This is a genomic window from Streptomyces sp. NPDC006487 (genome assembly GCF_042870555.1).
Taxonomy (GTDB): domain Bacteria; phylum Actinomycetota; class Actinomycetes; order Streptomycetales; family Streptomycetaceae; genus Streptomyces.
This window is the reverse complement of the sequence record NZ_JBIAHN010000003.1, coordinates 51,274-64,510: the sequence shown is the minus strand read 5'-3', so window position 1 is coordinate 64,510 and position 13,237 is coordinate 51,274. Positions and strand designations below refer to the sequence as shown.

Sequence of the window (13,237 nt, the reverse complement as noted above, 5' to 3'; positions counted from 1 at the left end):
CCCTGGCGCGGTTCCGCCCCTGCCGCCCTTGCCGCCCCTGCCGTCCTTGGTGATCACCCGGGCCGTGAACTGCGCCACAGGCGTCGGCGGAGAGGGCCCGTGGCCACCGGGATCCCCGGATGTGCGGGATGCGGGGCCCGGCGCTCGCTTATGCACCTAGTTGCACAATAAGCGCTTGCTCAGCTAGAACGGATCCATCACCCCCGCGCGAGGAGGCACACCCCGATGAGTCCGCAGAGTTCCCAGAGCCGGTACCCGCACCTGCTGAGCCCCCTGGACCTCGGCTTCACCACCCTGCCGAACCGCGTGATCATGGGCTCCATGCACACCGGCCTCGAAGAGCACGAGCGCGGCTTCGAGCGCCTCGCCGCCTTCTACGCCGAGCGAGCCCGCGGCGGCGCCGGCCTGATCGTCACCGGCGGCATAGCCCCGAACGACGCCGGCCGCCCCTTCGAGGGAGGGGCCCGCCTCACCACCGAGGAGGAGGCCGCCGAGCACCGGGTGATCACCGACGCGGTGCACGCCGAGGGCGGGAAGATCGCGATGCAGATCCTCCACTTCGGCCGCTACGCCTACCACAAGGACCTGGTCGCGCCCAGCGCCCTCCAGGCCCCCATCAGCCCCTTCGTTCCCAACGCGCTCACCGACGCCGAAGTCGAGCGCACCATCGAGGACTTCGTGCGCGCCGCGCGCCTGGCCAAGCTGGCCGGCTACGACGGCGTCGAGATCATGGGCTCCGAGGGCTACCTGGTCAACGAGTTCATCGCCGCCGCCACCAACAAGCGCACCGACCGCTGGGGCGGTGCCTACGAGAACCGCGTGCGCTTCCCGCTGGAGATCGTCCGCCGCACCCGCGCGGCCGTCGGCGAGGAATTCATCCTCGTCTACCGCCTCTCGATGCTCGACCTCATCCCCGGCGGCTCCACCCTCGACGAGGTCGTCCACCTCGCGAAGGAGGTCGAGGCGGCCGGCGCCACCATCATCAACACCGGCATCGGCTGGCACGAGGCCCGCATCCCCACCATCGCGACCTCGGTCCCGCGCGGAGCCTACACCTGGGTCACCAAGCGGCTGATGGGCGCGGTCTCCGTCCCCCTCGTCACCAGCAACCGCATCAACACCCCTGAAATCGCCGAGGAGTTGCTCGCCGACGGCCGCGCCGACCTGGTCTCGCTCGCCCGCCCCTTCCTCGCCGACGCCGATTTCGTCGCCAAGGCCGCAGCGGGCCGCTCCGAGACCATCAACACCTGCATCGGCTGCAACCAGGCCTGCCTGGACCACACCTTCAGCGGCAAGCTCACCACCTGCCTGGTCAATCCGCGCGCCTGCAACGAGACGGAACTCATCCTGTCTCCGACCCAGTTGAAGAAGCGCGTCGCCGTCGTCGGAGCCGGCCCGGCCGGCCTGGCCTGCGCCGTCTCCGCCGCCGGCCGCGGCCACGCCGTCACCCTGTACGAAGCCTCCGGCCACATCGGCGGCCAGCTCGACATCGCCCGCCGCATCCCCGGCAAGGAGGAGTTCGAGGAGACCATCCGCTACTACGGCACCCAACTCGCCGAGCACGCGGTCGAGGTCAAGCTGAACACCCGCGCCGACGTCGAGACCCTGCGCGGCTACGACGAGGTCGTCGTCGCCACCGGCGTCACCCCCCGCACCCCCGACATCGAGGGAGTCGACGGACCGAACGTCGTCAGCTACCTCGACGTCCTGCGCGACGGCGCCCCCGTCGGGCAGCGCGTCGCCGTCCTCGGCGCCGGCGGAATCGGCTTCGACGTCGCCGAGTTCCTCACCGACAGCGGCGAAGGCGCCTCCCAGGACCCCGAGGTCTACTTCCGCCACTGGGGCGTGGACACGGCGTACACCGGCCCCGGCGGCCTCACCGCCCCCGAGCGTCCCGCCCCGCCGCGCCAGGTCCACCTGCTCCAGCGCAAGAACACCAAGGTCGGCGCCGGGCTCGGCACCACCACCGGCTGGATCCACCGGGCGGAGCTCAAGCACCGCGGTGTCGTCTCCGTCGCGGGGGCCGCGTACGACCGGATCGACGGCGAGGGCCTGCACATCACGGTGGAGGGCGAGCAGCGCCTCGTACCCGCCGACACGGTGGTGCTCTGCACCGGCCAGGAACCGCGCCGCGACCTGTACGAGGCCCTGCGCGCGGCCGGCGTCGAGGCGCACCTGATCGGCGGAGCCGACGTGGCCGCCGAACTGGACGCCAAGCGGGCCATCCGCCAGGGCACCGAACTGGCCGCCACCCTCTGAGGACCGGCTGACGCAAAGGGAGTTGTGGCGGCCCGGGCCGGGCCGCCACAATCACCCGGTGACGACGCTGACACCGGCAGACGCGGACAAGATCCTCCACGACAACTTCGCCCCCTGGGTGCTCGCCCTCGGACTCACCGTCCAGGAGACCGGCGAACGGCACGCCGTCCTGCGGCTGCCCTGGTCCGACGCCCTCGCCCGCGACGGCGGGGGCCTGAGCGGCCAGGCCCTGATGGCCGCCGCGGACACCGCCACCGTCATCGCGATCTCCGCCGCGCGCGGGGCCTACGGTCCGATGACCACCGTCCAGCAGTCCACGAGCTTCCAGCGGCCGGTGGTCGGCGCCGACGTGCTGATCGACGTACGGATCACCAAACTCGGCAAGCGGATGGCCTTCGCCGACATCACCATGACGCCCGAAGGTGCCGGTGAACCGGCCGCCAAGGCCTCCACCGTCTACGCCCTGCTGGGATGACGGGCGGGCGCACCGGACTGATCCACAACCGCCCCTTCACCGTCTTCTGGCTCGGCCAGGCCCTGTCGGTGCTCGGCGGCTCGGTATCGATGCTCGCCCTGCCGCTGCTCGTCCTCGAAGTCACCGGATCCCTGGTCGGGATGGGCCTGATCACCGCCCTCTCCGGCGTCTTCGCCATCGCCACGGGAACCTTCGCGGGTCACGTGGTCGACCGCGTCGACCGCCGCCGCCTGATGATCGGCTGCGACCTCGCGCGGGCGGTGCTGCTGGGCTCAGTACCGCTGATGTGGTCCTTCGGCGGTCCGCGGATCTGGCTGCTGTACGTGCTGACCGCGCTGGTCACCGTACTGAAGACGCTCTTCGACGTGGCCTACGTGAGCGCCGTGCCCTCCCTGGTCGAACCGGCCGACCTGGCCGCCGCCAACGGACGGCTGATGGGCACCTTCGCCCTCGGCACCCTCCTCGGCCCCGTCGTGGCCGGCCTGCTCGTCTCGGGGGTCGGCGGGGCCTGGGCACTGGCCCTGGACGGGGCGAGCTTCCTCGTCTCGGCGGTCAGCCTGCGCTGGGTCCGCTTCGGCGTACGGGGGGACGCGGCGGAGCCTCGCCCACCGGGGAGCACCTCCCTGCGCGAGGTCTTCGTGGTCGGCTTCCGCTTCCTGTGGGCGCACGCCCTGCTGCGCCCGCTGACCGTCCTGCTCACCCTCCTCACCTTCGTCACCGTGGGCGCCACCGACCTGCTGATCTTCCGCCTCCAGAACGACCTCGACCGCGACCCCGCGACCGTCGGCTACGTGATCGCCGTGAGCGGCATCGGTGTCGTGTGCGCCTCCTTCGCCGCCGGGCCGCTGCGCCGGGCCCTCGGCTTCGGCCCGTGCTGGCTCGGCGCCGTCGCGCTGATCGGCGTGTCGGTGGCGGCCATCGGAGTCGGCCGCAGCGTGCCGCTGATCGCGGCCATGGCCGCCCTCTTGCTGTTCGGGCTGACGCTGGGCGGCATCTGCTCCATGACCCTGCGCCAGGAAGTCACTCCGGACCACCTGCTCGGGCGGGTCACCTCCGCCTTCTGGACGGTCCACAACGCCTCGGGCCCGGTCGGAGCCGCGGCACTCACCGCCCTGGCCGCCCGGCACGGGGTCCCGTCGACCAGCCTGGCCGCGGGCGGCTTCTGCCTCCTGATCGCGGCCTCGGGCCTCCTGACCCCGCTCCGCTCGGCCCGCCCGGCCCCGCCGGTGGGCCCCGGTCGGAGTCCGCGGTCGTACTCGGCTCGACCCAGAGATCCCGTAGAGGAGAAGTGAGGGGCCGGTCGGCACCCGACCCTGCCGCCGAACACCCGCGAGGGCGGTGCGGGGTCAGCCCGCCTGGACGGTGATCGTGCGTCCCGGGGCGACCGCGAGGGTCGCGTACGTGTACGTCGCCCCGTCCACGACCTTGGTGCGGGCCGCCTGGGGCACTCCGTCGACCGTCAGGGTGGCGTGGATGCCGGGGAAGCGGGCCTCCCAGGTGTAGGGGGAGGTGCCCGAGGTGTGCGTGAGGGTGGACTTCGTCGCCCCGTCGTGGCGGAGGGCGAAGGCCGAGTCGCCGATCCGGAGGTCGTCGATCCGCAGCCAGTCCATGCCCGAGGGCAGCCGGGACCCGGTGCTCAGGGCGTGCGCGGGTGCGTCGGGGGCGACACCCAGCAGGCCTTCGACGGTCTGGCCGAGCAGGGTGAAGGAGACCTCGGGGTAGTCCCCGTTGGTGCCCTGCTTGGTGTTCACGTGCTGGATGTCCTTGTGGTCGTAGACGTCCTTCATCCACTTCCAGCCGGTGTCGTTGCGGTTGTTCCGGAAGAACGTGTCGGGCAGGTACGTGAGGGCCTCGATGTTGGAAGGGCGGCCCGGGCCGGAGGCCTGCTGGTCGATGTAGTCCAGGTAGGCCTCCCGGCGGGGACCGGGGTCGATGATCTGCTTCATCGGCATGAACCAGCTGTTCTCCTTGCCCCAGCCGGTCAGGGCGCGTCCGTCCGTGGTGTAGCCGCGCACCATGGCCGAGCCCGAACCCGATCCGCTCCAGCTGGAGTTGAAGTACGCCTTGAGGTCCCTGGCCTTGGTCTCGTACCGGTCGGCGAGCGCGCCGTCCCCCTTGGAGCGGGCGAGCGAGGCCATCGCCAGGTACGCCTGGTACTGGGAACCGATCGCGTCTCCCGCCTCGGCGAGCGGCTCGCTGCTCTGCTCGTTGTAGCTGGCGGTGCCCTGGAAGATGCCCTGGCCGGTCCCCTCGGCCACCTCGATCGTGCCGTTGTCCTTGAGCCCGTCGTGCAGGGTGACGAACTCGTCGGTGGCGCGGCGGTAGAAGTTCCACAGGGCCGGATCGTCGAGATAGGCGCGGTCCCCGCTCCAGCGGTACGCCTCCTCGGACTTCTGCACCAGCTCGAAGGTGGCGGGCACCTCGCGGACGAAGTTCGTCGGGCTCTTGTAGTCGATCGACAGGTAGGTCGAGGTGTCGAAGTTGAAGGCCCACGCCGGGTAGTACTTGTGCTCCGGGGTGGCGGACGCGGCGAAGGAGCGGAGCATCGACTTGTTCTCGGAGTGCAGGGCGAGCACGCCCGCGCCGGACAGCTGGTGGGCCATGTCGCGCGAGTAGTAGCCGCTGCGGTTGGCGTAGCCGGCCCAGTAGGAGGCGGCGTAGGTGCCGCTGCCGCTGCCGCCGGTGCGGTTCTCGTCCACGTTGAGCGGGCCGCGGGTGCCCGGCAGGTGGACCCAGCTGTTGGCCTTGCGCTTGGACCAGTCGAACATCTCGACGATCTTCGGGTCGGAGGAGCTGATCCGCGGATCCGCGGGCGAGGCCGGGGAGAGCATCACGTCGTCGGCGTTGACCCAGGAGTCCCCGGACTCGAAAGCGATCTCCAGGGTGTCGCCGGGGGTGAGCGCGATCCGGCTGAGCGTGTAGCGCCGGTAGTTCGAGGCGCTCGGCAGGGTGAGTGAGGCGGCGACCGCGCCGTTCACGCGGGCGGTGTAGCGGCCGTTCGGGCCGCCGGTCGCGATCCAGGCGGATATGTCGTACGTCCCCGGGCCCGTGGCCGTCACGGTCTGGGACACCTTCTTCCCCGCCCCGCCGTCGAGGTAGGCGAGCCGCGCGGCGCCGTGCGGGTAGTTCGTGGCGACCCCGGTGCCGGAGGTGAACCGCCAGCCGGTACGCCCCTGTTCGAAGCCGGGGTTGGTGATGGCCAGCAGGGCGGGGGCGAGTGCGGAGCCGGCGGCCGGGCTCGGCTCCGCCGCCGCCGCGGCCGGGCCGCCGAAGGTGAGCGGGGCCAGGGGGAGGAGCAGGGCGAGGGCGGAGAGGAGTGGCACACGGGAACGCGTCATCGGGTTCTCCCAGGTGTGGGCTGGACGGGGCAGGGCCGGGCAGGGCGGAGCGGGCGGCACGCTAGCAACAGGACCTGAGAGTTTGCAACGGTCTTGTCAGAATCAACTGCGGGATCCAACTGAAAGATTTCATCGAACTCTTGCAAGTCTGGAGACGGCATGGCTACAGTCCTGGCCAGTCGGCTTCCGCAACGGTGCGAGCAGGGGTGGGTCAGGTATGGAACTGGAACGTCGGAGAGTGCTGCGGACGGTTGGAGCCATCGCCGCGGGGGCCGGATCGCTCGGCGGCCTGACCGCCTGTTCCGGCACGGGCGCCGAAGGCGCCGGCGGTCAGGGCGGGGCCGCGGGGGAGAAGGGCAAGGGCCGGATCACCGTCTGGTCCTGGCAGGGTCCCGCAGCCGAAATGAAGGCCCTCGTGCCGGAGTTCAACAAGAAGTACCCCGGGATCGAGGTGACGGTCGAGGACATCGGCAACCCGGCGATCTGGGACAAGATCACCACCGGGCTCGCGGCCGGCGGGCAGGGGCTCGCCGACGTCCTGCACATCGGCGTGGACTACCTGCCCGGATACGTCGAGAAGTTCCCCGGCGGCCTCGCCGACCTCGGCCCGCTCGGCGCGAACGCCTACCGGGACGAGTTCGCCCAGGGCATGTGGCAGACCGTGTCCCCCGACGGCAAGCGCGTCAACGCCCTCCCCTGGGAGGCGAATTCGGCGGGCTTCTACTACCGGGCCGACCTCTTCGAGGAGGCAGGGGTCGACGCCGGCGCCCTCCAGACCTGGGAGGAGACCATCGAGGCGGGCAAGGAGATCAAGGGGAAGACGGGCGCCCACCTGCTGGGCATCGACAAGCCCGCCTCCCAGGCCGACGCCGCCAACTTCTTCCAGATGCTGCTCCAGCTCCAGGGCGCCTTCTACTTCGACCTCGCCGGGAACATCACGCTCGACTCCCCGGAGGCCGTGAAGGCCATGACGCTCATCAAGACGATGAACGACGCCGGCCTGGTCAGCGACCTCGCCGGCGGCTGGAACGCCCTGATGAGCTCCCTGAAGCAGGGGACCGCGGCCGTCCTGCCCATGCCCACCTGGTTCGGCGGCATCATCGAGGAGCAGGTGCCCCAGGAAGCGGGCAAGTGGAAGGTCAGGCTGCCCCCGGCCGTGCGCCGCGGCGGATCCACCGCCGCCACGGTCAACTCCACCCACCTCGCGGTGGCGGGCGGCAGCAAGCACCAGGCCGCCGCCTGGTCGTTCGTGGAGTTCGTCCTCACCCGACCCGCCTCCCAGGTGAAGATCTACCGGGGCAAGGGCATCGCCCCCGCCCTGCTGAAGGCCTACGAGGACGCGGTCTTCCACGAGCCGTCCGCCTTCTTCGGCGGCCAGAAGAAGGGCGAGGTCTTCCTGGAGGCACTCAAGGCCCCCTCGTCCGCCTTCAATTACACCGCCGACTACGCACGGGCCCTCAAGCTGGTCACCGACGCCCAGTCCAAGGTGCTGCTGAGCGGCGCCGACCCGGCGAAGGTCCTCAAGGAGGCCGCCGACCAGCTCGGGCGGCAGACCGGACGCAAGGTCTCCCGGTGACCGCCACGCTCACCGGCCGCGAGGCCCGGGCCGTCCCCGCACACGGGGCGGCCCGGCGCCCCCGGGCGCGCCGGCGCGTGGCCCCGTACCTCTTCGTCCTGCCCGCGCTGCTCCTCTTCGCCGCCTTCAAGCTCTACCCCATCGGCCGGTCCTTCGTGATCAGCCTCCACCAGACCGTCGGCGGGACCGAGCGGTTCGTCGGCGCGGACAACTACGCGCGGCTGCTGCACGATCCGCTGTTCTGGACCGCCCTGAAGAACACCGCGGTGATCCTCGCGGTCCAAGTACCGGTCATGCTGGCCCTCGCCACCGGACTCGCCGTGGCCCTCGACTCCACCGCGCTGCGCGCCCGCGCCGTCTTCAGGCTCGGCTTCTTCCTGCCGATGGTCACCGGCCTGGTCGCCTACGGGATCGTCTTCTCCGTCCTGCTGAACAAGGACTACGGTCTGGTCAACTGGCTGACCGGCCTCGTCGGCCTGGACCCGACACCGTGGCTGACCGACCCCCTGTGGGCGAAGGTCTCCCTCGGCCTGGCGCTGACCTGGCACTACACGGGCTTCAACGCGGTGATCCTGCTCGCCCGCCTGCAGGCCGTGCCCGCCGAGCTCTACGACGCCGCGGCCGTGGACGGGGCCGGCGCCTGGGGCTCCTTCCGCCACGTCACCCTGCCGGGCCTGCGCCCCGCGCTCCTGCTCACCACGGTGCTGTCCACCATCGGCACCCTGCAGATCTTCGACGAGCCGTACGTGCTCACCGGCGGCGGCCCGGACAACGCCACCCTGACCATCGGCGTGTACCTCTACCAGAACGCCTTCAAGTACTTCGACTTCGGCTACGCCTCCGCCATCGCCTACGCCCTCGCCGTCCTCATCGGCATCCTCGGCGTGATCCAGTTCCGCTTCCTGGGGGAGAAGTCATGACCGCCGCCCGCCACCGCGGCAGGAGCATCCTGCTCACCTCCGGGCTCGCCATCGCGCTGGCCGCCGTCCTGATCCCCTTCTACTGGCTCGTGGTCGCCGCCACGCACAGCTCCGGGGAGATCTTCGACAGCCCGCCGCCGCTGCTGCCCGGCGGCCACCTCGCGGAGAACCTCCACACCCTCCAGGACACCGCGCAGTTCGGCCGGGTGGTCCTCAACTCCCTGCTCATCGCGGTGATCTACACCCTGTGTGCGGGAGCCGTCTGCACGCTGGCCGGCTACGGCTTCGCCAAGTACCGCTTCCGCGGCCGCGAACCGCTGTTCGGGCTGCTCATGCTCGGACTCGTGGTCCCCGCCCAGGTCACCCTCGTACCGCTCTTCCAGCTGATGGCCGAACTGCGCTGGCTGGGCACGTACCAGGCCGTGATCACGCCCAACCTGGCCCTGCCCTTCGGCATCTTCCTGATGCGGCAGTCGATGGCCGCGCTCCCCGACGAACTCCTCGACTCGGGGCGCATGGACGGCTGCGGCGAGCTGCGGCTGTTCTGGAAGGTGGTGCTCCCGCCCATGAAACCGGCGCTGGCCGCCCTGGCGATCTTCCTCTTCCTGTACCAGTGGAACGACTTCGTCTGGCCGCTGATCGTCCTGCGCGACAGCGCCACGTTCACCGTCCCCGTGGCCCTCGCCTCCCTCCAGGGCCTCGACGAGACCGACTACGGAGCGATCCTCGCCGGAACCGCGGCCGCCGCGATTCCGATGGCCCTCGTATTCCTCGCGCTCCAGCGCCAGTTCGTGTCCGGCCTGCTCGCCGGCGCCGTGAAGGAGTGACCGTGACCAGCGCCGTGACCACCCCCGTGACCGCCGTCGATCCCGTGACCAGCGTCGAACCCGTCACCACCGCGGGGCTCGCGCCCGCCCCCGAGGAACCGCTGCTCGACGGGGTCTCGCTTGCCGTCCTCGCCCACGCCCCCGGCGTCCACCCGGCCTGGAGCCTGACCGAACTCCCCGACGGGCTGCGGATGCTGGAGGTGCGGGCCGACGGCGCCCCCGTCGAGATCCGCTTCTCCGTGCCCCTGGGCGACGCCGCCGGATACTGGCACCCGCAGGGCGGCTGGCGGCGCACCCTCCTCGCCGACTGGGAGGGCCGATCCCGGGTCTCGCTGGTCGACGGACACGCCGCCGGCTGCCTCTACGACCACGGCGGCGCCACCCTCCTCACCTTCGCCGCCACCGACCCGGTACCCGAGGCCGCGCTCCGCTTCGGGGTCTCCGAGGAGAACGACACCCACGTCGTCCACCTCCGGCTGCCCGCCGCACGGCAGGCCCACCGGATCCTGCTCGTCCCCCGCGCGCCCTCCGTGGCACGGGCCATGCGGGCCCTGCGGTCCTGGTTCGACGCCGAGCTCGCCCCGGCGCCGGTGCCCGACGGGGCCCGCACCCCCGTCTACTCCACCTGGTACGCCTTCAACCAGGACGTCAGCGCCCCCGCCGTCGAAACCCAGGCCGAACTGGCCGCCGGACTCGGCTGCGGAGCACTGATCCTCGACGACGGCTGGCAGGAGGGCGGTCACGGACGCGGTTACGCCGGCTGCGGGGACTGGGAGCCAGACCGGGCCAAGTTCCCCGACTTCGCCGGGCACGTGGCCCGGGTCCGGGCCCACGGGCTGAGCTACCTCGTCTGGGTAGCGCCCCTGTTGCTCGGCTCCGGAGCCGCCTGCCACGACCGCTGGGCCTCCTGCGCTCCCGCCCCCGCCGGCGTGCCCGGCGCGCACGTGCTCGACCCCCGCCGCCCGGAGGTGCGCGCGCACGTCGTCGGGCTCTGCGTCCGGCTCGTCCGCGCTTACGGGCTCGACGGACTCAAGCTCGACTTCCTCGAGCAGGCCATGGCGTACGCGGGCGACGGCGCGGGAGACGTCGGAGTTGCCATGGTGACCCTGCTGACGGAACTGCGCGCGGCCCTGGAATCCGTACACCCCGGCGTGCTGCTGGAACTGCGCCAGCCCTACACCGGCCCCGGCATGGCCCCCTTCGGCAACATGCTGCGCTCCTTCGACTGCCCGGCGGACGCCACCGCGAACCGGGTCCGCACCCTGGACACCGCACTGCTCGCCGTCGGCGGCGCCGTCCACTCCGACATGCTCCTGTGGTCGCCCGAGGCGCCCGTGGAGGTGGTGGCCCGGCAGCTGATCGGGGCCCTGCACTCGGTGCCGCAGATCTCCGTACGGCTGGACAGGCTGCCGGCGGCACACCGGGAGGCGGTCCGGTTCTGGCTGGGGCGGTGGCGGCTCCACCGCGAGCTGCTGCTGGACGGGGAGGTGGAGCCAGGCCGGCCCGACGAGCTGTACCCGCTGGTGCGGGCCGGCGCCGGGGACCACTGCCTGATGAGCGTGCACGGGGACCGGGTCGTCCCGCTGGACTTCTCCGCGTACAGCCGCTTCGACCTGGTCAACGGCTCGGACCGGGACCGGCTGATGGTCGAGGTGCTGGGCGGTGGCGGCCGGATCCGGGGAGTGGTCCACGGGCCCGACGGCCGTATCATGGACGGTCCACCGTCGTACCTGCCGGAGGGGGCACGCTCGCTGGTGGTGCCGCGCGGCGGTCTGGTATCGCTCACGATCACGGAAGGACCGCGATGAAGGTCGGGATCACCGAGGTCGCCGCTCGCGCCCAGGTCAGCGAGGCGACCGTCAGCCGGGTGATCAACCGACGCCAGGGCGTGTCCAAGAAGACCCGGGACGCGGTCGAACAGGCCATGGCGGACGTCGGCTACGAACGACAGACCCAGGGCCAACTGGTCGCAGTGATCACCGAGTTCGTGTCCAACCCGTTCTTCGCCGATGTCGCCGAGCGCATCGAGTCGGCGCTCGCCCCGCACGGACTCAAGACCATTCTGTGCCCGGCCTTCCCGGGCGGGGTCCAGGAGCGGGACTTCATCTCCGCGCTCGTCGACAAGGGCGTCGCGGCCGTCGTCTTCCTCTCCGCCTCCAACACCGTCGAGGGCGCCGACACCGAGACGTACGAACTGCTGCGCCAGCGCCGGGTCCCGTACGTCGGCATCAACGGGGAGTTCGCGGACGGGGTGGCGACCCCGGTCTTCTCCACCGACGACGCGCTCGCCGCGGAGCTGGCCGTCGACCACCTCCACCGACTGGGGCACCGCAGGATCGGGATGGCCTCCGGCCCGGCCGGCAACCAGCCCGCGGACCGCAGGGTGCGGGGTTTCCTGGAGGCCATGGCCAAGCGGGGCATCGAGGAGCCGGAGCGCTGGGTGATCCGCCAGTCCTACACGGTGGAGGGCGGTCAGGCCGCCGTCGGCCCGCTCCTCGCCCTGGGCGCCACCGCGATCGTGGCGGCCAGCGACTACATGGCCCTCGGGGCGATCCGGGGCATCCGCCGGCAGGGACGGGTGGTGCCCGGGGACGTATCCGTTGTGGGGTACGACGGCTCGTCCATCACCGAGTTCACCGACCCTCCCCTGACCACGGTGCGCCAGCCCGCCGACCGGCTGGCCCTGGAGGTCGGGCGCAGCGTGCTGGCGCTGGTCAGCAACCGGGACGTGCCCACGGGGGAGCTGCTCTTCGACCCCGAGCTGGTCATCCGGGCGACCACCGGACCGGCGCCCGCGGAGCCCGGAGCCTGATCCGGGCCGGGCCGGGCAGCGGGGCCACGGGTCCGATGCGTGCCCGGGCCCGACGCGTACCCCGGGCTTGACGCGTACCGGGCCCGATCCGTAAGGGGCCCGATCCGTACCGGGCCCGAGCCGTACCCCGATCCGCCCCTCGGGCCTCACCGGGACTCAGCGCCGCTCCCCGCCCGCGACGAGGAGTTCGCCCACCTCCTCCGCAAGGGCGGCGCGGGCCGCGGTGGGCAGGCCGGCGTCGGTGACGAACCAGTCCGCCTGGTGCAGCGCCGCGAAGCCGCTGAGCCCCACCACCCCCCACTTGCTGTGGTCGGCCACGACCGCGACCCGGCGCGCCGAGGCGACCAGGGCCCGGTTGGTCTGGGCCTCCATGAGGTTCGGGGTGGTCAGCCCGGCGCCCTGCGCCACCCCGTGTGCGCCGAGGAAGAGCAGGTCCACGTGGAGCGAGCCGATCGCCAGGTCGGCGAGCGGTCCGACCAGGGCGGCCGAGGGAGTGGGGGAGCCGCCGGTGAGCAGCAGCGTGGGGGCGTCCCCGCGGCTGCGGCCGTCGGCCCACACCAGTTCCGCCACCGGAAGCGAGTTGGTGACGATCGTGAGCCGCGGGACCCCGAGGAGCCGGGCGGCGACGGCGTGCGCGGTGGTGCCGCCCGAGACCGCGACCACGCTGCCCGGTTCCACCAGGGTCGCGGCCGTCTCAGCGATGGCCGCCTTGGCTTCGCCCTCCAGGTCCGACTTGGCCTCGAAGCCGGGCTCGTGCCCGCTGGCCCCGGCCGGGGCCACGGCTCCGCCGTGGACCTTCTCCACGAGGCCCTGCCGGGCGAGAACGTCCAGGTCCCGGCGGACGGTCATGTCCGAGACGCCGAGCTGCCCGACGAGGTCCGCCACCCGCACCGCGCCCTCGCGGCGGACCGCGTCCAGGATGAGAGCGCGTCGCTGGTGGGCCAGTTGGGCAGCCTGCTCGGCCACGGGTCGCTCCCGGGAATCGGCGAATCGGGTCAGAAAGCAGCAAGATAACACGGCAGTGTTGTTG

At 71.9% G+C, this 13,237-nt stretch carries 10 protein-coding genes; 8 read left to right on the top strand and 2 right to left on the bottom strand.

All coding sequences use genetic code 11. The features are described from left to right. Positions 1-225: 225 nt before the first annotated feature. From ACFYM0_RS05475 to ACFYM0_RS05465, 3 genes are read left to right on the top strand one after another with little or no spacing between them, the layout of a single operon-like run. Entirely contained in the window at positions 226-2,259 is a 2,034-nt protein-coding gene (locus ACFYM0_RS05475) for an FAD-dependent oxidoreductase (RefSeq protein ID WP_388496849.1), read from the top strand. Between the two features lie 58 nt (positions 2,260-2,317). After that, the gene (locus ACFYM0_RS05470) at positions 2,318-2,734 is read left to right on the top strand and encodes a PaaI family thioesterase (protein ID WP_327256299.1); all 417 of its coding nucleotides are present in this window, start codon (positions 2,318-2,320) and stop codon (positions 2,732-2,734) included. After that, positions 2,731-4,026, top strand: coding sequence for an MFS transporter (locus ACFYM0_RS05465; RefSeq protein WP_388496848.1), 1,296 nt, complete (start codon positions 2,731-2,733; stop codon positions 4,024-4,026). Before ACFYM0_RS05470 ends, ACFYM0_RS05465 begins: the two co-directional genes overlap by 4 nt. 54 nt (positions 4,027-4,080) lie before the next feature. Here the strand turns inward: ACFYM0_RS05465 and ACFYM0_RS05460 are convergent, their stop codons facing one another. Then, the gene (locus ACFYM0_RS05460; protein ID WP_388496847.1) at positions 4,081-6,072 is read right to left on the bottom strand and encodes a hypothetical protein; all 1,992 of its coding nucleotides are present in this window, start codon (positions 6,070-6,072) and stop codon (positions 4,081-4,083) included. Positions 6,073-6,310: 238 nt separating this feature from the next. Between ACFYM0_RS05460 and ACFYM0_RS05455 the strand changes: the two genes are divergently transcribed. Genes ACFYM0_RS05455 through ACFYM0_RS05435 form a run of 5 tightly spaced genes read left to right on the top strand, consistent with a single transcriptional unit; the run spans position 6,311 to position 12,207 of the window. Then, entirely contained in the window at positions 6,311-7,648 is a 1,338-nt protein-coding gene (locus tag ACFYM0_RS05455; RefSeq protein ID WP_388496845.1) for an ABC transporter substrate-binding protein, read from the top strand. Beyond that, the gene (locus ACFYM0_RS05450; RefSeq protein WP_388496843.1) at positions 7,645-8,568 is read left to right on the top strand and encodes a carbohydrate ABC transporter permease; all 924 of its coding nucleotides are present in this window, start codon (positions 7,645-7,647) and stop codon (positions 8,566-8,568) included. Before ACFYM0_RS05455 ends, ACFYM0_RS05450 begins: the two co-directional genes overlap by 4 nt. Then, positions 8,565-9,395, top strand: a complete 831-nt coding sequence (locus ACFYM0_RS05445) for a carbohydrate ABC transporter permease (RefSeq protein ID WP_388496841.1) — start codon at positions 8,565-8,567, stop codon at positions 9,393-9,395. The genes ACFYM0_RS05450 and ACFYM0_RS05445 overlap by 4 nt, the downstream gene beginning before the upstream one ends. Before the next feature lie 2 nt (positions 9,396-9,397). Next, a complete protein-coding gene (locus ACFYM0_RS05440; RefSeq protein WP_388496839.1) occupies positions 9,398-11,203 on the top strand; it encodes a glycoside hydrolase family 36 protein in 1,806 nt (601 codons plus the stop codon). Beyond that, positions 11,200-12,207, top strand: a complete 1,008-nt coding sequence (locus tag ACFYM0_RS05435; RefSeq protein WP_388496837.1) for a LacI family DNA-binding transcriptional regulator — start codon at positions 11,200-11,202, stop codon at positions 12,205-12,207. The genes ACFYM0_RS05440 and ACFYM0_RS05435 overlap by 4 nt, the downstream gene beginning before the upstream one ends. 156 nt (positions 12,208-12,363) lie before the next feature. Here ACFYM0_RS05435 and ACFYM0_RS05430 read toward each other — a convergent pair whose 3' ends face one another. Continuing rightward, positions 12,364-13,173, bottom strand: coding sequence for a DeoR/GlpR family DNA-binding transcription regulator (locus ACFYM0_RS05430; RefSeq protein ID WP_388496835.1), 810 nt, complete (start codon positions 13,171-13,173; stop codon positions 12,364-12,366). Between the last annotated feature and the right edge of the window lie 64 nt (positions 13,174-13,237).

What these genes read in the sequence shown, in the direction of transcription:
- ACFYM0_RS05475 (WP_388496849.1), top strand. Translation starts at nt 226, where the DNA reads ATGAGTCCGCAGAGTTCCCAGAGCCGGTACCCGCACCTGCTGAGCCCC.
- ACFYM0_RS05465 (WP_388496848.1), top strand. Translation starts at nt 2,731, where the DNA reads ATGACGGGCGGGCGCACCGGACTGATCCACAACCGCCCCTTCACCGTC.
- ACFYM0_RS05460 (WP_388496847.1), bottom strand. Translation starts at nt 6,072, where the DNA reads ATGACGCGTTCCCGTGTGCCACTCCTCTCCGCCCTCGCCCTGCTCCTC.
- ACFYM0_RS05435 (WP_388496837.1), top strand. Translation starts at nt 11,200, where the DNA reads ATGAAGGTCGGGATCACCGAGGTCGCCGCTCGCGCCCAGGTCAGCGAG.
- ACFYM0_RS05445 (WP_388496841.1), top strand. Translation starts at nt 8,565, where the DNA reads ATGACCGCCGCCCGCCACCGCGGCAGGAGCATCCTGCTCACCTCCGGG.